The following is a 21,907-nucleotide window of genomic DNA, read 5'->3' as shown; positions in this document are numbered from 1 at the left end:
CCGGCCCGACGGGCACATCGAAGGCCTTCGCGATCTTGAGGAGCGTGAGATATGCAGGATTGCCACGACCGCGTTCGATCTGGCTCAGCAATCCCTGGCTCACCCCGGCGACGCGGCTGAGGTCGGTCAGGGTCATCCCGGCCGATTCCCGCAACTGGTGGATGAGCGCACCCATGTACTCCACACTGGGATCAGCCGCGTTCGGCGAGACATTCTCGGTGCTCATGGGTACCTTCGGTCACGGGGTCATCTGTGGCTGAGAATATCAGCACCCAGCCGACGCGATCTCAGATCAGACCGAGACCGGTCACGGTCTCACGCTCCTCGGCGAGCTCTGCCGTGGTGGCGTCGATCATTCTGCGGCTGAAGTCGTTGATCTCCAGCCCCTGCACGATCTCCCAGTTCCCGTCCGAAGTTGTCACGGGATAGGAGGAGATCAGTCCCTCAGGCACCCCATAGGAGCCATCGGAGACCACAGCCATTGAGGCCCAGTCGCCTTCGGGCGTGCCGTGCAGCCAGTCGTGGGCGGCGTCGATCGTCGCTGCGGCAGCCGAGGCCGCGGAAGAGGATCCACGCGCCTCGATGATGGCGGCACCGCGCTCGGCGACTGTGGGGATGAGATCGTTCTCGATCCAGGTTTGGTCGCCGATGACCTCGGCGGCGTTCACCCCGCCGATCTCTGCGTGGTAGATGTCGGGATACTGGGTGGCTGAGTGGTTGCCCCAGATCGTCATTCTGGATATGTCGGCGACCGATACTGCGGCCTTTTTGGCCAGCTGTGCCAGGGCGCGGTTGTGGTCCAAGCGGGTCAGCGCGCTGAAACGGTCGGCAGGAATGTCGGGCGCATTGTGCATGGCGATCAGCGCATTGGTATTGGCCGGATTCCCGGTGACGCCGATGCGGACATCGTCGGCGGCGACTGAGTTGAGGGCCTTGCCCTGGGCAGTGAAGATCGCACCATTGGCCTCAAGGAGGTCACTGCGCTCCATGCCCTGAGACCTGGGACGAGCGCCGACTAGCAGGGCGAGGTTGACGCCGTCGAAGATGTGCTCAGCTGAATCGCCGATCTCAACCGAGTCGAGAGTGGGAAAGGCACAGTCCTCGAGTTCCATGACCACGCCTTCGAGGGCGGTCAGTGCTGGTGTTATTTCCAGCAAGCGCAGCTGAACTGGAGTTTGCGGGCCGAAGAGAGCGCCGCTGGCAATGCGGAAGAGAAGACTGTAGCCGATCTGACCGGCCGCACCGGTGACGGCGACTTTGATGGGGGTATTCATCGATTGTGCTCCTTAGCTGTAACGGGAGTTTGCCGCAGGCGATGCAGGCTTCCCTCTCGTGTGCAACGGCGTTCTTCATCGGTGAATACGCCGTCAGGTCACTTCAGTGAAGAGGAGGCCGAGCGGCATGACGAGGAGTCGACTTCCTTGTTGAGGCCCGTCAAGGTCGCTTGTGCGGCATCGCTGCGTTGGACGTCACTGCAACTCCTCAGGAGAGAAGTATGTGACCAGCCGATTCTATCGGTTCGCCACCGCGGGACATCAGGAGCGCGTCACATTGTGTCTCCGCGCACTCAGGTTGCGGTCATCCGGTGGGCCGGGCCTCACGAGTTCGGCCTCGGACAGTCGTCAGAACTCTGCTGACTTTCCGAGGCCGATACGTTGCCCTCTGGTTCGGGGCATCGCCCGCTAGTTCGTCCAGGCGTCGTCGGTGAAATAGCCGTCGATCCAGCCGGGCAGGCGGTGCCCGTCCTTCGACGTCGCGAGGGTATAGGGCGCAACGTGGAAGCCTGCCTTGTCGAGTTTGCGCAGGTCTCGGGTCGGCAGATTCTTGCTGGGTCCGACCCATTCGATGCCGGCATCGGAGATCTCGTCGAACGATTCCGTCGGCAGCGTTGCGCCTGTGAGGTAGAGCGAGGTGTATCCGCGCTGCGCGATCGTCTTCGCCGCTTCGAAATCGAAGGACTGGACGACGAGTGAGTCCTTGAGTCCGCGTTCGTCGAAGACGTCGAGAACCTGATCGACCTCCGCCGAGGTGGCTCCTGGCTTGATCTCGGGAACCATGACGACCTCCCCGCCGAGTTCGTCGAGTGCCTCATCGAGGGTGACCGTCTGCGCCGGCTCTCCGCCTTGTGGGTGCTTGATGGTCGCGGCGTCCCATTCCTCGAGGCTGATATCGCGGATCGGTCCACTGACACCGTTGAGGGTGCGATCGGCTGTGTCGTCGTGGATGAGGACGGGAGTGCCGTCTTCGAGGAACTGAATGTCCATCTCGGGCAGGAATCCATCCTTCGCCGAGGCGGTGAATCCTTCCATGGACTCCTCCGGATAGACGTCGGCGCCGCCGCGGTGAGAGACCGTGACGGGAAATTCGATTTCGGAGACCTTGTCCGGTGCTGACGGTGCTGACTCAGACGGCGAGTCGAGACCGTGGGCGGAAGCCGAGACGACTCCGGTGCTGACGGTTGCAGCCAGGGTGAGAACTGCGGCGGCGAGGATCGATGACGGACGGGGATTAAATGATTTCTGCTCTGAAGTAGTCACTCCTGCGACGCTAGGGACGCTAAACGACTTTCCGGCGACAGGGGAATGAACGGCAGGACTAAAAGAGACGAAAGGGCAGGGAACGCCGTCTGTCGACGGCCCGCTTCGTTGTCGTCGATGTTGTGTGTAATATTACGAAAAGGTCACATTTGTTGTTTAGTTGCGATTGTCACATTCAAGTGTTTGTCGTGATAACGGTGTGAATCCCGCGCATTCAGGCTGGTCTCCGGCCTATTGCACCCCGAACAGGAATCGGCGTCTGGCGGAACTCAGGAACTGAGGCATCTATAGTTAGATAAATGAAATTCATCCCCAAATCTCTCCCGATTCAACAGAAGTATCCCCACCGTTTCCCTCACAGAGGTGTTCTTCCCGAAGGGCACTACTACACACTCACGTGGGGCATTTCGTATGGCTTCGGGGGCATGACGACTGTGGCCCTGGAGCGGAGCTCGGCCTTTGCGCGCCAGGACAACCGACAGGTCGAGATCTTGACTCTCAGTGCCGAACTGAAGGACCAGGATCGAGAGCGAGAACTTCGGGCTGAGGGGCGAATCGATCGTCGAGTGCACCTGCGCAATATCTGGAAAGACCTCACTTCCTGGCCTGACCGGAGACTGCGAAAGATGGTCGGCACGTCCGAACCGGACCATACGGCCATCAACGATGTCCTGAAGCGCTCCGGGTCGGATTGGACTGAAGTCCGTAGAGGATCAGAAGAGAACGACCTCCAGGTCGATCGCTATCGCGATAGTGGGGCACTCCTGGTCAGCGACCGCCTGGACATGAACAGACGTGGGATACGGGGAGGCAGGAGAATCAGCCTCTTTGATCGTGAGCAGAACGTCATCGCTCAATGGTCGACTGCCCGCGCGTTCTACCAGGCGTGGCTTGATGTGGTCATCGGCAGCAAACCGTCGTACCTGATTTCTGACTCATCGTTCGCCGGCGGTCTCGTCGTCGATTACAGACGCGACAACGTCATCCTTTGCCAAGTCGTACACAACCACTTCCTCGATAATCCCAATGGAAGCAAGTTCGGCGAACTGACTGAGCGAAAATTCAACTACATGAGTCGCCTTGACTCGTTCGATGTCGTCACCACACTTACCGATCAGCAACGTCTCGATATGGAGGAGGCGGCACTGTCTGGCAGATTCAGAACGGTATCGAACCTCACCGAGAAGATGAAAGGTGATGCGAGCACGCCACGTGTACGTGAACTGGGCGCCATGGTCGCGCGATTAGTGCCGCAGAAACGAGTTGAAGACGCGATCAGGGCGATCGACAAAGTCTCCGCCCAGGCGCCAGGGGTTACTCTCGACGTCTACGGCGAAGGTGAGGATCGGCAGGAACTCGCAGACCTCATGGACGGCATTGGCATCATAGATTCGGTCCGACTGCACGGTCACATTTCCGGGGCAAAAGTCAACTTCCTTTCGAGCGCTTTCAGCCTCCTCACGAGTCGCTTCGAAGGCCAGGGGCTCGCCGTCCTCGAAAGTATGTCAGCTGGATGTGTCCCCATCTGCTACGACATCGATTACGGACCATCCGACATTATTGAAGACGGTGTCAATGGGTTCCTCGTTCCACCCGGAGACGTTGACGCACTGGCTCAAGCAATACTTCGATTCCTCTCCATGCCCGAAGACGAGGTTGAGAAGATGCGGCGTGCCGCAATGGCCCGAGCCGCCGACTTCTATGAGGCTCCCATCATTCGGCGCTGGGGTGAGGTGTTGGGCGAGCAGTCATTCGAGCCCATCGTCCATCTTGATCCGCTGCGAGCGGTTCTCACCGAAGCGACATCGACTGATGAGAATATCGATGTCATCATCGACCTCGAGAGTCCAGCGGAGTACAAGCCGGATGGCGTCTACATTTCCTGGAAGTCCCGCATTGGTCACTTCTATGGCCGCGTGGAGGCGAAATTTGATCACGGCGTCGTTCGTGCAACGATCCCAACAAGTCGTCTCTTGCTTATTCCCAAAGGTAACCTCGATATTTCAGTAGATCTCGTCTCTGGTCGCAGCTTCAATCAGGCTCGCATAAAGAGCGATAACTCGAACATAAGCAATTTGGGAGATTCGGTCCGCCTGTACACAACTAAGCACGACAACCTCAGCGGTCAGGTTCTCCAACCCCAGCACAACTCGGTCTCGTCCTCACATCCACCTCTTCACTCTGAATACGATGTAAAGGACTACGCCTAGTCCTACCATCAGTCCGAGTGCCATGGGATAGCCGAACGTCCAGTGTAGTTCCGGCATGTCGTCGAAGTTCATGCCGTAGATCGCTCCGATCAGGGTGGGAGCAAAGAGAATCGCGGCCCATCCTGAGATCTTCTTCATGTCTTCGTTCTGGCGCTGGGCAACCAGGGTGGAGTTGACGTTGAGGATCTGTGACAGTGCTTCGCGCAGTTCGGCTGCCTCGGCGAGGACCCGAGTCAGATGGTCGGTGACGTCGTCGAGGTAGGCCTGCAGCTCGGTTGGTATCGAATATTTGGCGGCACCGTTGCCCAGTCTCTGGGTGAGGCGGTTGAGGTGCGTCGCTGTGTGGAGGACATCGATGACCTCTTGGCTGAGCAGATAGATCCGTTCCGCTGCCGCGGTGTCTCCGCTGAAGACCTGTCGTTCGATTCCGTCTTTGTCGTCCTGCAGGCCATCCAAGACAGGGAAATAGGTGTCGACTGCGGAGTCGAGCAATCGGTAGACAAGCGCCTCGGGGCCCAAGGAGAGAAGCTCCCTGTCCGAGGCCGACTGGTGTTTCTCATCCCCGAAATAGTCATCCACGTCTTCAATCCGTTGTGGGATGCGTGATCCGTCGATGAATCGATCGTCCTGGCAGATGATGACGAGAACATCGTCCTTCATGAGCAGGTGGAATTCCTTGAACTCGACCTCCTCGGCTGAGTCGATGTAGACCGCGGATTTGAGGACGACGAAGAGAGCATCGTCGTAGCGTTCGACCTTGGGGCGTTGGTTTGCATGGAATAGGTCTTCGACGAGGACCGGGTGCAGCTCCCACACCGAGGCGATTTCGGCGAGAAGCTCCGGCGTGGACTTGGGGACGACGACCTGCGTAAATGATGCAGGAGTGGGGGAGTGATCTGTCGGCTGCTGGGCAAGGGCTTCGGCGAAGGTCGACGAGGCCGACAGGTCGCTGGGCTCGCTGTCGACGATCCGGCGACTGAGCAGTACCGGCTCCTCAGATTCGCCTAAGGCAACAGTGCTGCGCCTGCGCTTGGAGATCGGTTCGGACTTGTGTCTGCGTACTCTTGCCATGGTGAATCTTTCGGTCGGCTAAGACTCAAACGTAGCCGAGGACGAGGATGTGAGCACGGCTCTTCGCTCAGCTCGACTGATGATAATGTCAAGTCATGTTGCGTAAAAAAGCAGAGTCGGTTCAGGGTCTTCGAATCTGCACGTGCACAATAGTCCTATGACCAAACTTCCGGAAGACCTGTCGCATCAAGCGGTCAAAGGCGCCAATTTCGCCCAGTCGGCGGCCAAGCTTGGAGCACGAAAGTTCCGCGACCGTATTCACGAGTCGAGGCTTTCCGCTGACTTCTATCCTCAGGACACGGACGAATTCATTGCCGCTGCGTACTTCGGCGTCGGGATGGACTCCGTGTATCAGCTTGAACAGTGGCTCTGGCCGTTCGAGCAGCTGGAAGCCGAGTTGAAGCGATCAGGCCACGGTGATCAGCCATTTGGAATCATCGTTCGCAGCCCAATGGTGGCGAAGCACTTGCGGAATGTCACCCATCTCCCGGTTCGGTTCTCGCGTCTCACGAAGGGCCTTGACGAGTTCATGACGTCCTCGTCGTTGAGGACCGTCTTCTATGTCAATCAGTCAACTCCGAATTTTCAGGCCTTGCGTTATCCGAACCCGGCCCACGTGCATCTCAGCCACGGTGAGAGCGAGAAGATCTCGATGATCTCCAACCAGCTCAAAGCCTACGATTATGTTTTCACCGCGGGGGAAGCGGCTAGGGAGAGAATTGAGCACACCCTAGTGGGGATGGACTCGGAGCGTTTACTCGATGTCGGTCGTCCCCAACTTGACCGCCCGCGTGAGATCGCCCAGGCATGGCGTGAGTTCGACGCCGAAGCTCCTGCAGGAATGACCGTGTTCTATGCGCCGACGTGGGAAGGCGATTCACCATCGATGGCCTATGGCACACTTGCTGACAACGGGGCCATGCTCGTCTCCAATATGCTGGCTGCAGGATTTCGAGTGATCTTCCGCCCACACCCGCGTACGGGAGTGCGGGACCGCAACTTCAAAAGAGCCTTGGACGAAGTCTGTGCCATCATTGATTCGGATCCGCGGGGGCTTATGGATGTCACGTCAGATGTGTCGTGGCAGTTCGATGCAGCCGATCGCGCACTGGTTGAAATGTCATCTGTGGCCTTTGACTGGCTATCAACTCGCAAACCCCTGGTGATGATCAAGCCCTGCCAATCTGACTCCATGGTGTTGCCTGGCGGCCTGTTCGAGCGCACTCCCACTATCGGCAAAGGTTCAGAAGATAGCCTCATCGAGCTCTTGTCCAACCAGACGGATTCTGTCGAGACGGCTGAGCAACTGTGTGAGTACTATCTGGGCGCAACCGAGCAGGGGGCACAAATCGACCGATTCTATTCAGCCACCGAGCAAGTCATAGCCGAACGAAACCGCAGCCTGACTGGCAGCTCATGAAAGACGCACTGTACGACGGAACCACGATCAGCGGCTGGCCGTCGGAGTGAATTCAGCCCCCAGGTAACAAAATGGTAAAGTTACGATGAAATTCTTTGGGTACCTGTGTCCAGTCACGCGGGACTGTGCTCTCCTGGACTATTGAAATGAGGACTGATGCGCCGAGTTATTACCTATGGCACCTTCGACCTGCTCCACTACGGTCACATCCGTTTGCTGCAACGGTGCAAGGAACAGGGTGATTACTTGGTCGTGGCACTCTCCAGCGACGAATTCAACGCTGGCAAGGATAAGAAGTCCTACTTCTCATACGCGGAGCGCAAGCACATGCTCGAGGCGATTCGGTACGTTGATCTTGTCATCCCGGAAGACAATTGGGAGCAGAAGGTCACGGACGTCGAAAAATACCATATCGACACCTTTGTGATGGGCGATGACTGGGAAGGCAAGTTCGACTTCCTCAAAGACAAATGCGAGGTCGTGTACCTGCCCCGCACCCCTGAAATTTCAACTACTCGGATCAAGACGGAGCTCGGCAAGTCCTGACTGTGTGGTCGCCATTCTTATTCGTCGCACTCTTGCGCATTCTCACGGGCATCCGATGTGGTGAAAGTAGAATGCCTCACAACACTAAACACTTGCCTTGAAACAGAGAGGAGCGGGTGTGTCTACACGGGAACCGCAGAGGCACCCGACCTTGTCTGAGCTTCGAGCCAAAGCTCAGCCCATCGAGGTCCGCAGTCGTAAGAATGCTGAGCACTGGAGCGCGCAGCTCTATCTCAGACACTTTTCGATCTATTTCACGATGATTCTCGTGCGTACGAGGATCAGTGCAAACGGAGTCACAGGTCTGATGATCCTCGCCGGCTGGTGCATTGCCGCCAGCTTGCTGATTCCTGGGATCTGGGGAGCAGTCCTGGCGGTGTTCTTCTCGCAGGTTCAGATGTACATCGACTGCTGCGATGGTGAAGTGGCCAGATGGCGTGGGACCAGCGGAGCAAGGGGCGTCTTCCTCGACAAAGTCGGGCACTACACTACGGAGGGCCTAGTCGCTGTAGCGCTGGGCATTCGAGCGGTGGGGGAGTGGAAGAATCTCGGGGACGATCCCGCCGGAACCTACCCTTACCTGCTGGCCGGAACCGTCCTGGCTGGATTCGTTCTGCTGAACAAAGCACTCAATGACATGGTTCATGTCTCGAGAGCGTACAATGGTCTGGACAAACTCGCGGACTCACAAGCGGCGACTGCGCTGAACCCGGGGTTTGTTGCGAAGCTCAAAAGAGCAGCTCGATTCGTACCGTTTCATCGCATCTATCATTCTGTGGAGATGTCGCTCCTCGCTTTGGTTGCGAGCATCGTCACCATTATTGCGGCGTCAGCTGGTACTGCTCCTCTGTTCGGTGAGCGTTGGCTTGTCGTTATTTTGGCGCCCCTGTGTCTCCTATCTGTCATCGGACATTTCATGTCGATCATGGCCTCGAGGAGGTTGTCATGACCGATACCTCGCGCATTTTGTCACAGCGTTTCGAAGAGAGCCGCAAATACTCGTTCGGTGTTGTCGTTCTGTCACAGGGAAAGCGATTGGACGACCTTAACCGCGGATTCGAATCTTTGCTGGCGCAGAAGGGTGTCGAACTCGACGTCGTCTGCGTAGGCAATGGCTGGGACCCCGAGGGCATACCAGCCGAGGTCAAGACTCTCGGATTACCGGAGAACTTGGGGATCCCTGCCGGGCGAAATGCTGGAGTTCCGCACGTCAAAGGCGAATTCCTATTCTTCCTCGATGACGATGCATGGTTACCGGACGACACCACACTGATGCGCATGGCTCAACTGATGCGGACGAAACCCAGAATTGGTTTGATCCAACCTCGAGTAGAAGAACCTGGCGGGCCGGATGCTCCGAAACGATGGATCCCGCGTCTGAAGAAGGGCGAAGCCGAGCACTCCTCCAACGTCTTCTCAGTCTGGGAAGGCGCCGTCTGCATGCAGCGGAAGGCATTCGACGAATGCGGCGGCTGGCCGGGACCATTCTGGTATGCCCACGAAGGCATCGAACTTGCCTGGAGAGTGTGGGACGCAGGTTACACAGTCTGGTACATGGGGGACCTGGCAGTGGCACACCCCGTGATCGATCCCAGACGGCATGACGAATACTTCTACATGAATGCAAGAAACCGCGTCTGGTTGGCCCGGCGCAACCTGCCGTGGCCCTTCAGCTGGGCCTACGTCGGTTCGTGGACACTGATGCAGTGCTTGAAATGGGCGAACAAGCCACATCAGCTGCGGGCATGGATGGAAGGGTGGCGCGCGGGTTGGAGGCTCGATCCGTGGGCAGAGGACGAAGACCGACGGAAACTCTCGAAACGAGGCGTGTTGAGGATGTCTCGACACGGACGCCCTCCCGTTATCTGAGCCGAGCACGCGCGCGTATGTCTGCGATCTGCACAGGGTTCTGCAGAATTTCTCATTTCACTCGATCAGAATCGATACGCAGCGCCGCGCAATGCTCTGCAGGCATGAGGAACGACAGTGACCGCAGCCGGGTCCGATCCAGCCGGTTGAGAAATGTTTTGGAAGCGATAAATGCAGTTGACATCCACACACGTTGAAAAACCACCGAGCACGGACGCTGAGCCGCGCAGGTCAGGATTCCGTTCCGATATTCAAGGGCTGCGTGCCTTGGCCGTCGGCATCGTGTTGCTCTACCATCTGTGGCCGAATCGTTTCGTAGGCGGATTCATCGGCGTCGACGTATTCTTCGTCATCTCCGGTTTTCTCATCACCAGCCACCTGATCAAGTCTCCGCCGAAGAACTGGCGGGATGTCACTGACTTTTGGGCTCGACGGATCCGGCGTCTGCTCCCGGCTTCTCTGCTCGTGCTCTTCGTCGTTGGAGTGGCTACTTATCTAGTGGCTCCACAATCGATCTGGGTCGATACCGGACGACAGATCTTCTCCGCAGCGCTGTACGTGGTCAACTGGGACTTCGCGAGTTCAAGCGTTGACTACCTTGCAGCGGACAACGCTCAATCTCCGATACAGCACTTCTGGTCGCTGTCGGTCGAAGAACAGTTCTACTTCGTCTGGCCCATGCTCATCGGTCTCGCATTTCTGGTCGGTAAGAAGGTGGGACGCCCACAGCAAATCGTGGGCTTCACCGTCGTTGCCGTCTTCCTCGCTTCACTGACGTTCTCAGTTTGGTACACGATCGTGCAGCCGGCTATCGCCTACTTCATCACTCCGACTCGTATGTGGGAGATGGCGACTGGTGGACTTGTGGCAGTGTTCGTCATTTATGTTCGGCCGAAGCGGCTCCCCTTCAGCTCACTGATCGGTTGGGTCGGACTGGCAGGTATCGTCGCAGGTACATTCCTGATCCGTGGAGACATGCCGTTCCCCGGCTATATCGCCTTAGTCCCTGTGGTCTCGACAGCGCTGGTCATTCTGGCTGATTCGCGTGGACGCTTCTCCGTGCTCCCGCTTCTGTCGTTGCGACCGGTGCAGTTCCTGGGTGACATTTCGTACTCTGTGTATCTCTGGCATTGGCCACTCATCGTCCTAGTTCCCTACTTGTCAGAGAAGCTCGGAACTACGGAGAACCTTGGCCGCTTGGACAAGGCAGTGATCATTCTATTTTCGATCGTTGTCGCGTGGGCGTCCACGACCTGGGTCGAAAATCGCTTCCGAAAGACTTCGGTCCTGAGCACCCCGAAAAGGACCTTTGGGTTTGCGGTTGTAGCCATGGCGCTAGTCAGTGTGCTCGGCCTCAGCCAGATGTGGGTCTCGGACCGGATTGTCGAGCAGAATAAAGACAGTCTCGAAATTGCGATGTCTGACCCGGAGTCCTGTCTGGGCGCAGCGGCATTGCTTCCCAGCGCAAAGAACAACCCGAAATGTGATGATACGGATACTCTGCAGATGGAACCGGCTGCCGCGAAGAACGACAAGTCAAAGGCTTATGCAGACGGATGCTGGGCGAGCGAGCCATACACCGATCGCCCCGAATGCACGTATGGTGATGGCGAGAAGCACGTCGCATTAGTCGGCAATTCGCACGCGGGCCACTGGCTGCCGACTCTTGAAAGACTGGCTCAGAAGAACGACTGGACAATCACCACTTTCCTAGCCTCGAACTGCAGCATCTCGACTCTTCCGCAGGACCTGGGTACCCCAGAAGGGGTCAAGGGCTGCCAAGACTATTCTGATTGGGTAGTCGATCGCACCACACGTGGCGGATTCGACGCAGTGATCACCTCAGAACGTCAGTCGACACCATTGGACGGAATGTCATGGGAAGAGACTGAGAAGAAGGCGCCGGAGGGACATGAGGACATATTGCAGAGCTGGGTCGACGCGAAGCTAGATGTCGTTGTCGTCAGAGACACTCCTTATCCAGGAGGAGACGATATCCAAGTGCCTGACTGCGTTGCCAAGCATGAGGATGAGCTTGAAGAATGCTCGGGAACTCCGGAATCATGGCACTGGATGGATCCTCTTGCCGCGTCAGCCAAGAAGATTGACTCGAAGCATATGTCAATCATCTATCCCGAAGATTGGTTCTGTCCGGACGGACAATGCGAACCGGTCATCGGCGGAGTCATCACCTATTTCGACACAGCGCACATCACCGCCACATATGCGGAAACCCTTGCTCCTCAGTTCAATGACAGGCTGCGCAAGACCGGCTTGGATACTTTCGACTGAGTGATCAGCAGAACGATCTCTTGCTGATTCATCAGGCGAATTGGATAGTGTAAAACCGATTGATCGTGACAACCGACGGACCACCGAAACCTCTGCAAAGGACAAGGCGAGTGAGCAATCAACGAAAAGCGACCGACCGTTTCATCAGCAAAGGAAGAGAGCTGGTCAAACCCGTGGTCCACGGCATTGCTCGGCGTGCTCTTCCTGCTGTGGAAAGGGCTTCCGGAACCAGATACATTCGAGAGCGTGGCGAAGCTGGTGCCAAAGGAACCTCGAAGTCCGTTGGCGGCTCGAAGAAGATCGCGGCTGACACGGCTCGTTCTTATCGAAATCTGGCAACCGGACTCAAAGGTCGCACCTCCGCTGAAACTGACGGTTGGGCGGTCGCACCGACGAAGAGGGAAGTCGAGGCCAAACTCCGTGAACTCGCACGCCTGAAGGCCGATTCAGTTCTGGCCGAGGCTCTGATCAGCGGGTCGTCACTGGGCGGATCAATGGTCGAAGCGGGCAGAGCGCTCATCGACGCCGGTCTCCATGGGGAGGCTGTTTCGATCGGATTGAACCTGCGCCGTCGGCCCGAACACGATCAGATCGGCCGAGTCCTATTGGGAATGGCATACCATCGATCGTCGGATCCGGACGTTGCTTGGGCCGAATTCGAACGCGTTGAGGATCGTGAACTCATCACCGCCGCGGCGGTGGAGTACTACCCAACCGCCATTGACACACTTGGTGATGAAGCGCTTCCGCTCATCGAACGTTCAAACCAGACGGGCGACACTGAGCGATGGACCTCCAAGGCTGTGCTGCGCACAGCCGAATCCGCCTTCTGCATCGATGCCTTCGAACATGTCCGCACCCTTATCGAGAGTCGCCTCGCATGGGGAGCCGACAACCTTGAGGCGTCCATCCATTACGAACTCATGAGGATGCGAGATTGGCTTCCGGGCGGAGTGCACCTGCAACCTCTTCCGACGACACCTGGGAAGCGCAACTTCGGTGTGCTCAGCTACGACCAGCCCGGCATCCGCTCACGCAACATCGGTGATTACATACAGACGGTGGCTTCACTCGGACACCTCCTGAGATATGAGAATCTGAGCTTCACGGGAGACAGCGGACTGACGGAGCTTTTCTCGAAGCTGCGGAAATCTGTCAAAGCCGAAAGGAAATATGAGGGCCCCGAGGCTGAGCTCAACCTGGTCGAGGTCTATCGTGACGGCAACGTTTACCAAGACATCCCAGAAGACACGTGGTACATCTCCTTCGGATGGTATATGCACGACATCTTCGGAAAATCATTCAATATTCCATTCCATCCCAATCTCCGCCCGATCCTGCTGTCGGTGTTCATCCGGTATCCCGAAATGCTCACCCCGGATGCCATCGCCTATCTGAAGAAGTATGGACCTGTGGGCTGCCGGGACTGGCAGTCGGTGGCAGTGCTGCGGGCCGTCGGAGTTCCGGCCTTCTTCTCAGGCTGTCTGACCACGACCATCGATACGGTGTTCCCAGCTCGCGAGCCTGACCGTCGTACCGGCACACTGCGGATCGACTGGATGAAGGGCGGCAAAGGGCCCAAGAAGAAGCAGACTGTCACCGCGATCCGAGACAAGACTTTCCCGGAGAACCTCGAGTTGGCGCTGAGCTGGGTCGGCGACTACGCCTACAAGTACAAGCGTGTGCTGACGTCGCGGCTGCACGCCAACCTTCCTGCGCGGTCGGTGGGTGCCGAGGTAGAGTTCGAACCCAAGAACAAGTCGGACTCTCGGTTCGGCGGACTGTACGGAATCAATGACGCCGAGTTCGATGCGATCCGTACCGGAATCCTGGACAAGCTCTCAGCGATCATCCCACTCATCGCCTCTGGAGCCTCGGAGAACGAGGTCTATGCCAAGTGGACTGAGATTACCGAAGCCGATATGGCCGTTGCGGACGAATACCTCGCCACGGCTCATCTGCCCGACGTCACGAGCGCTGAAATCGCCGCCGCGACAGGCGCGGCCGAACGCCCCCTGCCCGAAGCAGGGACTGCCGATGTCTATCTGTCGGTGAACAAGGGCGAAGAGCACCTGGTGAGCACGGCTGCACAGTCCATAGACGATCATGCCTCCGGTCCTTATCGGCTGTGGGTGGCATCGGGTGCTCTCACAGCGGATCGAGCCGATGGCATCCGGTCTACACTGACCAAGGGAACGATCCGTATGCTCGACCCTGTGTCCGTTCCTGGCATCAACGAGACAGACGAGCTGGTACAGGCCCTCCTTCCGACGCTGTTTGCCGACAATGAGAAGCTTGTCGTCATTCCAGCCGCGGCTGAGGTGACCGCGGACATCGCAGAACTTGCGAGTATCGATTTGGGCACGTCTCTTCTCGCAGCGAAAAGAGACGTGAGGAAGACTCGGACCAGCGGTCTCACCCTCATGAGACGGGTAGCCAGCTCATTCAAGGATGACTACGAGGGTGCGCTGGACTTCGTCTTCGCCAGTCACAGCACGCTGAGTGAAGATTTCGTACTGTTCGATCCACAGGTTTCCGTGCTCAATCTTGCCCGTCTTCGCAGCGAGGGCATAGCAGAAAGAGTCATCGGCCTGTTGAGGAACGTTGGCATCAACTATGTTGACTCACTCCAGATCTCGGTGGGCGGACGATATATCGAACTCGACACCGATTGGAACGTTCGCGCTCACTGGGAGACTGCAGACAGCCCCAAGATCGTGAACTGGCGACGTCAGGTTCGTCATCACGGTCATATGACTCTGCCAGCGTGAAACCAGCCATGGTCAAGGATGACACAAGTGGGAACTGAGGAAGGAAGCAAACAGTGAGCCTGATCAATCGACTGTTCCATGGCGCTCCTGAGGTCACTCGGGAGACGGTCGACCACAAGGTTCCCATTGGGACCGACGCAGTGCATGTCTACAACGCTGTTTGGGGCATCCCGGAATCTATCGGAGGGATGACGACGGCTGCACTGCGTCGGATCCGCAGTTTTCAGCAATATGGTCATCCGCTGTCGCAGACGCTGCTGACTTTCAGTCCACGAATGGATGTAGACGCGACACGGACCCGGCTGCTCTCAGAAGGACGGATAAACGAGCACGTCGAGCTGGTCAACATCTGGCAGGACTTACGTGACCGGTCTGATTCTGAGCTGGCCTCATTGGGTGGGAAGACTCCAACAGTCCCCGTGCCTCAGGCGGACGGTGAAGTTGAGAGCATCACCGAGTTCTACGATGTGTTCCGCACTTCGAGTACCAGCGGTATCGTCCGTCGTGACTACCTGCGGGGCGATAACAGCCTGTTGCTCACTGATGTGCAGGATCCCAAGATCGGTCGTCGTTTCGTCCTCCACTCGGCAGCGGGCGACCCGATCGCCGAATGGAATCGACCACGAGACTTCTACAATGCGTGGATCACGGCGACTATCATTGACGAGCCTGCTGTCCTCATCGTCGATGACAAGAAGATCAGTGAGTTTGTCCACGAGATTTCGGATCGTACATTCGCGCTGGTCCTGTTCATGCACGGCTCTCATCTTCGCCATCCCTGGAACGGACCGCATGGGGAGTTTCTTCGTCGTCGAGTGGAGACCATGCGCAACTTCGACCGCTTCGACGCTGTCGGAATTCAGACTCAACAGCAGGCTGAGGCGGTCACAGCCACGGGAATCTGCGGATCGAACATCAAATTCCTGACAGGTGAGCTGCCGTCCGGGGCTGTTCTGGCCGAAGCACCGACGGACCGCCAAGTGAACAGCGCTGTGATGATCGCCAACCTCATTCCGCTCAAACGGGTAGATCATGTGATCCGAGCTGTAGCGCTGCTGAAGGACAGGGGAGTCGACATCACCCTCACAGTCCTCGGAGAGGGCGGCGAACGTCAAAAGCTCGAACAGCTCATTGCGGACCTCAACGTCAAGGACCGCGTGGAACTCCCTGGATACGTCAACGACGTTCCTGAACGACTGCAATCCGCGTCCTTCTCCACTCTGACCAGCACCAGCGAGGGGCTGCCGCTGGCGATGATGGAATCAATGGGTGCCGGATGTGTGCCCATCGTCTACGACATCACTTACGGCCCCAGAGATCTGGTGGAGCAGGGACACAACGGCTTCGTCACTCCTCGAGGTGACATCGGGGCACTGGCCGATCAGATTGAAGCGTTCCTCGGACTCGGCCCGGAACGCATCGCCGCGATGCGGAGGGCCGCGATGACGACGGTCGAAGAGTATCTTCCAGGGGTCGGCTACCAGCGTTGGAAAACGGTGCTTGAAGCGCTTAAGCCTGCGTCACTTCCGAACATCGGCGCTCGGGAGTCCGTCCAAGCGATAAACGCGAACGCACTGCGAGTCACACCATCTGTGCAAGGCTCACGTATCGAACTCGAGTTCGGCCATATCCAGGAATCGGCCGCGGCTCCCTTGCAGCTCGTACTGGTTGGACGGAAGCGGAACAACTACTTCCTGTGCACCGATCCGGTTGTCGAACGCAGGGCGTTTGGGCGTGGAACGAAGATCGTATTCGACATCGACGCTGACAAATTCTCCGAGTCGAAGGGCGAGACCTTCGATGTATGCCTGCGACGTCCACAGGATCCATGGAACGCTAAGCGAAGAATCCGACCGCCGAAGGGCTACGCTCCGAAGAGCGTCGGTGCCCGAGAGTGGTACGCGACGAATCTCGGCAACTTCTCCGTGCGTCCCCGGCCTCTGGACTGAGACGAGAAGCCACAGCTACTCGTCGTTAGCCTCGGCGTTGGTGCTCTCGAAATGATACCTGGACATATCCGACGTTCTGTTGGCAATCAGCGTGCTGACGGCATCAGCGAAGAGCACGGTCGACGCGCCCTTCTTTCCTTCACCGAAGTAGTGGCGGCGCAGTTCCTGGCGGGCCTCGGCCGACCCATCGTTCGTCAGCTGCTCTCGCAGCAGAGCATCTGTCCGATTCACGGTCGTTCCGTCGATAATGGGCGTAGCTCGACTGACCGGCGCCTCGTCGTTGAGCTTTGCTGTATCGTCACGGCGATCCGTCAGCACCAGAGGCTTCTCCGGGCGCATATAGAGGTAGTCGAGACCGACGCTGGAGATGTCCGTAACGAGCAGATCGACGGCATCGAACATCGCGAGGATGTCGCCTTCCATCAGGATCTGATGCTGCAGAGACTCGTCGGTGATGGATTCGTTAGCGGTCTCGATGAGTTCTATGATGCGTGCATTCGACTCCGCCATGGCGGTTTTATTGGAAGCTGCAACACGGGGGTGCGGCTTGTAGATGACACGAGTATCGCCGAGGCCCAGTGCGGCTTCGATGATCTTGGGGCCGAACAGGTCGACGGACGTATAGTTGTTCGCGTCGTTCTCGCCCTCCCAGGTCGGTGCGTACATGATGGTCCTCGTCGACGATGAGGCCTCCAACTCGGGAACCCTGTCTATGTCCAACTGAGGCCTCCCAATCTTGGTCAGAGCGGACTCATCAAAATCGATGAGTGATTTGCGGTACCGGTTGATTGCGGCATCGCCAGCCACGAAGACCTTGTCATACGACTTCGCTTGGTTGGAGACCATGCTGAGTTTGTCGGACTCACCATGATTGACGTGAACGTGGACCATGGGTGCGAACCCGAGTGACTGGAAGTTCGACATTCCGTTGTTCACATAGAGCGCAAGCTTGAAATCGTTGGCATGGTAGAAGGTGTGGAGTGGATCGAATCTGCGTTTGAGGACCATGGGCAGGCGCGTGATCTCACGAGCCTGAAGCAACGAGGAGGGTTTGCGCAGCACGAGGACGACTCTGTGCCTCCGGTGGAGCTCTTCGAGAACCGGTATCCACTGACTGAGCTGGTAGAACTTGGGCTTACGATCACCGAAGTAGACGACGACGTCGCCCTTGACATAGCTGCCGTCGTATTCGTCTTCCAGCAGCTTCCAGCGTTCTGTGCCCCTGATCCATTTGCTGGTCTTCTTCCATGCAGACGACCGCACAGCCTTCAGTGCTGTCTTACGAACCAGGTTTTTCACAGTGGACCCTTCCAGATACAGAGCATGCTCGTTCGGCTCGTCACGCCGCTATCGTCAACGATGCCACCCATCATCGTAGGGCAAAAGTCGGACTGCAACGATGCAGGAATTCCTCAGACTCTTCTTTGGAAGCTGAAACGCTGTGTCCACCCGTTGGCGGAAAGGCATCACCATTGATCTGGAGAACCGAGCCGCAGCCTTTTCGGCGTGGCACATGGTTGAAGGCGGGTTCCCCCTGCGCGTTGTGACACGATTTCGTCCGGCGAAGCAGTGGGTCAGTTATCGGGCGGTGCCGACTGCTCCTGTTATGCTTTCTAGATTAAGAAATGGTGAACTACGGGTATCGAAAGCTCAACTTGCATATAAGGGGAAGTGTGTCCACAGATCTGAATATCGTCGACATCAAATGGGAGCGAGTCAATCTCACTTACGTTGTGGACTTCTCCGGTGACGAGGTCGAGGCGTTCTACCTCACGTCAAACGCGAATCCTGGACAGAAGCTGTATCCCGTTGCCTTTGAACGAATCGGGACGGAGCGGTATGAACTGACGATCAACGTCACGCTGTTCAATCGCCGAGGTCAGGTACCCAATGGTACCTACTTTCTGGTCGCTCTGACTGGAACCGAATTGCACCCGGCGAGCTTCCCCTTCTCGCGGGTCAATGAGTTGGACGAGCGATCCAGAGCGTTTGTCTACAACAAAAATCGTTCCGCGTACACGGTGACTTTCGGCGTTTCCGACTCCGAGGAGGCCCCGTTCTTCCTGATGCGGACCTATTCGTTCGGCCGATCGGCAGGGAAGCCGTCGTCGACTCGTGCGCGTCTGAAATCGAAGTTGAGATCAAAATGGGTTAAGTCTAAAAGGAAGGCCCTGCGTGGTGTGTTCGCTGTGGCGGCCAAGACGCGACCTGCCGAAGGGAACAATGTGCTGTTCGCCTCGGAGGCACGGCCGAACATGCAGGGTAACCTCAAAGCAGTCCATGACAGGATGCTTGAACGTGGTCTTGATAAGCACTTCAACTTCGGTTATTCGTTCCGAACTGGTCGGACCAGCTCGCGCCAGAACGCACTCAATCTCGCTTGGCAGATGGGCAAAGCCAATACGATTCTCATCGACGACTACTTCGCTGTCCTCAGAGATCTCGGGGATCGCAACGAGCAGAAAATAATCCAGCTGTGGCATGCGGGAAGTGGCTTCAAATCAGTTGGGTACAGCCGATTCGGGCAATATGGGTCGCCGAATCTCCGAAATGCGCACCGCCTCTATTCGTACGCAATCTGCGGGTCACAACATCTGCGCGACGTGTACAGCGAAGCGTTCGGCATCGAGCGAGAGGCCGTTTTGGCGACAGGTCTCCCGCGAATCGACGGGTTCCTTCGGGAGGGCCGCGCTGACGAAGTGTTGCCAGAGTTCGAGGCTCAGTTTCCGGACGCCCGCGGTAAGCGGAAGATCCTCCTTGCTCCGACATTCCGAGGTCGTGGGTCAGGTGACGCTCACTATGACTACGACGAGATCGATTTTCCTGCCCTCTACGATGCATGTGGAGAAGAGACTGTTGTCCTGTTCCGGCAGCACCACTTCATCCCGGATCCGGCACCGATCCCACCTGAACTCAGCGATAGACTTATTGATGTTGCGTCGTTCCCTGATACTAATGATCTGCTGCTGATCTCGGATGTTCTAGTCACAGACTATTCATCGGTCATCTACGAATACTCGTTGTTGGAACGTCCGATGATCTTCTTCGCTTACGATCTTGAGACCTATTCGGCAACACGCGGAATGCACAGAGCTTACGAGGATGCGGCCCCGGGAAGTATCGCCACCACGTTTGAAGAGCTCGTCACCCTGATGCGCGAACCCGAATTGAGTGTGGAGAAAACGAAAGAGTTCGTACGCGAAAACTTCGATCATGTCGACACAAACAACTCCGACAGAGTGATCGATGCGCTCATACTTGCGGACCCCATTGAATCCGCTCCTGTTGGTCCGATCAGTTATGACGACTTAAGAGAGCGTGACCTGGAAGAGGATCCGGAGCATGACGCAGAGGAGAGTCTTGACGCTCCCGCCGAGGATGATAGCTCTGCTGAGACAGTTGTAGAAGAAGATGAGGAGAACCAATGGCAAATATCGCGGTAGTCTTCGCTGGAGGTGTTGGAGCCAGGATGGCCCACAGTTCTAAGCCGAAGCAGTTTCTGGAGATTCACGGTCGTCCAGTCATCGTTCACACGTTGGACGTCTTTCAGCAGCACCCGGACATTGACTCTATTGCTGTAGCTATCCTGCCGCAATTCCGTGAGCAGCTCGAGCGGATGACTCAGCGATACGAACTCGATAAGGTCAAATGGATCGTTGATGGCGGGTCGACCGGCCAGGAGTCCCGGCATAACGCGCTGAAGGTCGTGGCAGAAAACAACGATCCGGACAGTCTTGTCCTTATTCACGACGGCGTCCGTCCACTCATCGACGCTGACTTGGTGTCACGCAACATAGATAGTGCGCTGGAATACGGGTCTGCGATCACCTGTACGAAGATGACCGAGACTGTGGTGGTTGAGGATGGCGCCGGTATCAAAGATGTCATCCCACGTGACCCGCTCTGGACTGCGCAGGCACCTCAGACCTTCCGCCTCAACGACGCGCTTGCCGCGTATGATCGCGCTGTCGGCGACGGAGAGCATGACTCAATCGACACTTGCACTCTCATGCACGGCTATGGCTATAACGTACATCGTGTAGAAGGTCCCCGGACCAACATTAAAATCACAACAGCGTCCGACTACTACGTGTGCCGAACGTTCTTGACATTGATCGAAGACCGGGAGGCGTTCGGTGGCGAATGATGTCGCACTGTTCGAGTCGCCTGTCTTCCAGGAAGACACTCGCAACGTTGTGCTGAATCCCCTGCCGTGGGAGAAGTACCGGGGACAGAACATTCTGGTCTCGGGTGCATCAGGGATGATCCCGATGTACATCGTCGGGACTCTCCTGGCAGCGAATGACGAATATGGGCTGGGACTGCATGTCACCGGCATGGTCCGGAACGTGAGCAAGGCAGAGAAGCGACTGGCTGGAGCAGTGTCGCGCGATGACTTCAACTTGGTCGAGGGCGATGTCATCACCAGGGGAAGCTTCGACCGAAAGTTCGGCACCGTCTTTCACGGTGCTTCGCCTGCTCGACCGGCTCTTCACAAGAGTTCCCCTGTCACGACGCTGAAAGCCAATGCGTTGGGCACTATTAACTTGCTGGATGCCTTGGTCGAATCCGGCGGGGGATCATTCGTCCTTCTGTCGTCATCGGAAGTCTACGGAGCAGTGTCCGATGCCGAGCTCATTCACGAGGATTCCCTGGGGACGTTGCAGCATTTCGCCCCACGCGCGAGCTATTCCGAGGGCAAACGGGTCGCAGAAACGGCTCTCGCCGCGTATTCGGATGAATACGGCATCCATGCTCTGAGTCTTAGATTCGGGCATATCTATGGGCCAGGTATGGCGTTGGACGACGGCCGAGTGCAGGCAGACTTCCTTGCCGATGTCATACACCAGCACAACGTCCGCATGATGAGTGCAGGTTCAGCAACCCGTACCTATACCTATGTTGCCGATGCAGTACAGGGGCTGTTCTATGCCCATCTGCTAGGCGAAGGGCAGGTCTACAATGTTGCGGACCCACATGGGAACGTGAGCATTCGTGAGTTGGCAGAGACATACGCCGCGTCTAGGCCGCAACTGGAGCTCGAACTCGAATTCGCCAACGCCGAGGATAACCGAGCGTTCTCTCCGGTGGCTTCGTTAGGCTTAGCAGCCGATAAGCTGGTCTCTCTGGGGTGGACCGCAGAGACGGTACTGTCTGATGGAGTGTCTCGAACGATACGTTCGTATGAAGAGGGACCATTGATCTATACATGACGGACAGGCCATCTATCAGTCGGTGACGA

16 protein-coding genes are annotated in these 21,907 nt (G+C 57.2%); 11 read left to right on the top strand and 5 right to left on the bottom strand.

Translation table 11 applies throughout. The annotated features are described in order from the left end of the window. The 3 genes from ACE03M_RS08975 to ACE03M_RS08965 form a co-directional block, all read right to left on the bottom strand. Positions 1-226, bottom strand: a 226-nt coding sequence (locus ACE03M_RS08975; protein ID WP_485933648.1) for a helix-turn-helix domain-containing protein, incomplete at its 3' end; no start/stop codon positions are given. A 61-nt stretch (positions 227-287) separates the two neighbouring features. Beyond that, entirely contained in the window at positions 288-1,274 is a 987-nt protein-coding gene (locus ACE03M_RS08970) for a malate dehydrogenase (protein WP_485933647.1), read from the bottom strand. A gap of 408 nt (positions 1,275-1,682) precedes the next feature. Next, positions 1,683-2,537, bottom strand: coding sequence for a glycerophosphodiester phosphodiesterase (locus ACE03M_RS08965; protein WP_485933646.1), 855 nt, complete (start codon positions 2,535-2,537; stop codon positions 1,683-1,685). Between the two features lie 299 nt (positions 2,538-2,836). Here ACE03M_RS08965 and ACE03M_RS08960 point away from each other — a divergent pair, with 299 nt between their 5' ends. Continuing rightward, the gene (locus tag ACE03M_RS08960; protein ID WP_485933645.1) at positions 2,837-4,747 is read left to right on the top strand and encodes a glycosyltransferase; all 1,911 of its coding nucleotides are present in this window, start codon (positions 2,837-2,839) and stop codon (positions 4,745-4,747) included. Here the strand turns inward: ACE03M_RS08960 and ACE03M_RS08955 are convergent. Then, entirely contained in the window at positions 4,700-5,818 is a 1,119-nt protein-coding gene (locus ACE03M_RS08955; protein WP_485933644.1) for a magnesium and cobalt transport protein CorA, read from the bottom strand. The genes ACE03M_RS08960 and ACE03M_RS08955 overlap by 48 nt on opposite strands. Positions 5,819-5,975: 157 nt before the next feature. Between ACE03M_RS08955 and ACE03M_RS08950 the strand changes: the two genes are divergently transcribed. The 7 genes from ACE03M_RS08950 (at position 5,976) to ACE03M_RS08920 (ending at position 16,665) form a co-directional block, all read left to right on the top strand. Then, complete coding sequence (locus ACE03M_RS08950) at positions 5,976-7,238, top strand: CDP-glycerol glycerophosphotransferase family protein (protein ID WP_485933643.1); 1,263 nt, start codon at positions 5,976-5,978, stop codon at positions 7,236-7,238. Between the two features lie 156 nt (positions 7,239-7,394). Further along, positions 7,395-7,784, top strand: coding sequence for a glycerol-3-phosphate cytidylyltransferase (gene tagD / locus ACE03M_RS08945; RefSeq protein WP_092106519.1), 390 nt, complete (start codon positions 7,395-7,397; stop codon positions 7,782-7,784). Positions 7,785-7,902: 118 nt separating this feature from the next. Beyond that, positions 7,903-8,733 carry a CDP-alcohol phosphatidyltransferase family protein gene (locus ACE03M_RS08940; protein ID WP_485933642.1) on the top strand — a complete coding sequence of 277 codons (831 nt, stop codon included), beginning with the start codon at positions 7,903-7,905 and terminating at the stop codon, positions 8,731-8,733. Next, positions 8,730-9,653 (top strand): glycosyltransferase family 2 protein, encoded by a 924-nt coding sequence (locus ACE03M_RS08935; RefSeq protein ID WP_485933641.1) that lies wholly within the window; start codon positions 8,730-8,732, stop codon positions 9,651-9,653. The genes ACE03M_RS08940 and ACE03M_RS08935 overlap by 4 nt, the downstream gene beginning before the upstream one ends. A gap of 171 nt (positions 9,654-9,824) precedes the next feature. Further along, entirely contained in the window at positions 9,825-11,945 is a 2,121-nt protein-coding gene (locus ACE03M_RS08930; RefSeq protein WP_485933640.1) for an acyltransferase family protein, read from the top strand. A gap of 110 nt (positions 11,946-12,055) precedes the next feature. Continuing rightward, on the top strand, positions 12,056-14,716 hold the full coding sequence (locus ACE03M_RS08925) for a glycosyltransferase family protein (protein WP_485933639.1): 2,661 nt from the start codon (positions 12,056-12,058) through the stop codon (positions 14,714-14,716). Positions 14,717-14,769: 53 nt separating this feature from the next. Then, positions 14,770-16,665 (top strand): glycosyltransferase, encoded by a 1,896-nt coding sequence (locus ACE03M_RS08920; RefSeq protein WP_485933638.1) that lies wholly within the window; start codon positions 14,770-14,772, stop codon positions 16,663-16,665. Positions 16,666-16,680: 15 nt separating this feature from the next. Here ACE03M_RS08920 and ACE03M_RS08915 read toward each other — a convergent pair whose 3' ends face one another. Next, on the bottom strand, positions 16,681-17,964 hold the full coding sequence (locus ACE03M_RS08915) for a CDP-glycerol glycerophosphotransferase family protein (protein WP_485933637.1): 1,284 nt from the start codon (positions 17,962-17,964) through the stop codon (positions 16,681-16,683). 374 nt (positions 17,965-18,338) lie between these two features. Between ACE03M_RS08915 and ACE03M_RS08910 the strand changes: the two genes are divergently transcribed. From ACE03M_RS08910 to ACE03M_RS08900, 3 genes are read left to right on the top strand one after another with little or no spacing between them, the layout of a single operon-like run. Then, positions 18,339-20,108 (top strand): CDP-glycerol glycerophosphotransferase family protein, encoded by a 1,770-nt coding sequence (locus ACE03M_RS08910; RefSeq protein ID WP_485933635.1) that lies wholly within the window; start codon positions 18,339-18,341, stop codon positions 20,106-20,108. After that, a complete protein-coding gene (locus ACE03M_RS08905) occupies positions 20,090-20,812 on the top strand; it encodes an IspD/TarI family cytidylyltransferase (protein WP_485933634.1) in 723 nt (240 codons plus the stop codon). Before ACE03M_RS08910 ends, ACE03M_RS08905 begins: the two co-directional genes overlap by 19 nt. Further along, positions 20,802-21,878 (top strand): NAD-dependent epimerase/dehydratase family protein, encoded by a 1,077-nt coding sequence (locus ACE03M_RS08900; protein ID WP_485933632.1) that lies wholly within the window; start codon positions 20,802-20,804, stop codon positions 21,876-21,878. The genes ACE03M_RS08905 and ACE03M_RS08900 overlap by 11 nt, the downstream gene beginning before the upstream one ends. The last annotated feature ends 29 nt before the right edge of the window (positions 21,879-21,907 follow it).

Source organism: Brevibacterium sp. AGC70 (genome assembly GCF_057334195.1).
The sequence above is the reverse complement of the archived record's forward strand: the minus strand, read 5'-3'. Positions and strand labels throughout refer to the sequence as shown.

What these genes read in the sequence shown, in the direction of transcription:
- ACE03M_RS08970 (WP_485933647.1), bottom strand. Translation starts at nt 1,274, where the DNA reads ATGAATACCCCCATCAAAGTCGCCGTCACCGGTGCGGCCGGTCAGATC.
- ACE03M_RS08955 (WP_485933644.1), bottom strand. Translation starts at nt 5,818, where the DNA reads ATGGCAAGAGTACGCAGACACAAGTCCGAACCGATCTCCAAGCGCAGG.
- tagD (WP_092106519.1), top strand. Translation starts at nt 7,395, where the DNA reads ATGCGCCGAGTTATTACCTATGGCACCTTCGACCTGCTCCACTACGGT.
- ACE03M_RS08960 (WP_485933645.1), top strand. Translation starts at nt 2,837, where the DNA reads ATGAAATTCATCCCCAAATCTCTCCCGATTCAACAGAAGTATCCCCAC.
- ACE03M_RS08935 (WP_485933641.1), top strand. Translation starts at nt 8,730, where the DNA reads ATGACCGATACCTCGCGCATTTTGTCACAGCGTTTCGAAGAGAGCCGC.
- ACE03M_RS08930 (WP_485933640.1), top strand. Translation starts at nt 9,825, where the DNA reads ATGCAGTTGACATCCACACACGTTGAAAAACCACCGAGCACGGACGCT.
- ACE03M_RS08950 (WP_485933643.1), top strand. Translation starts at nt 5,976, where the DNA reads ATGACCAAACTTCCGGAAGACCTGTCGCATCAAGCGGTCAAAGGCGCC.
- ACE03M_RS08905 (WP_485933634.1), top strand. Translation starts at nt 20,090, where the DNA reads ATGGCAAATATCGCGGTAGTCTTCGCTGGAGGTGTTGGAGCCAGGATG.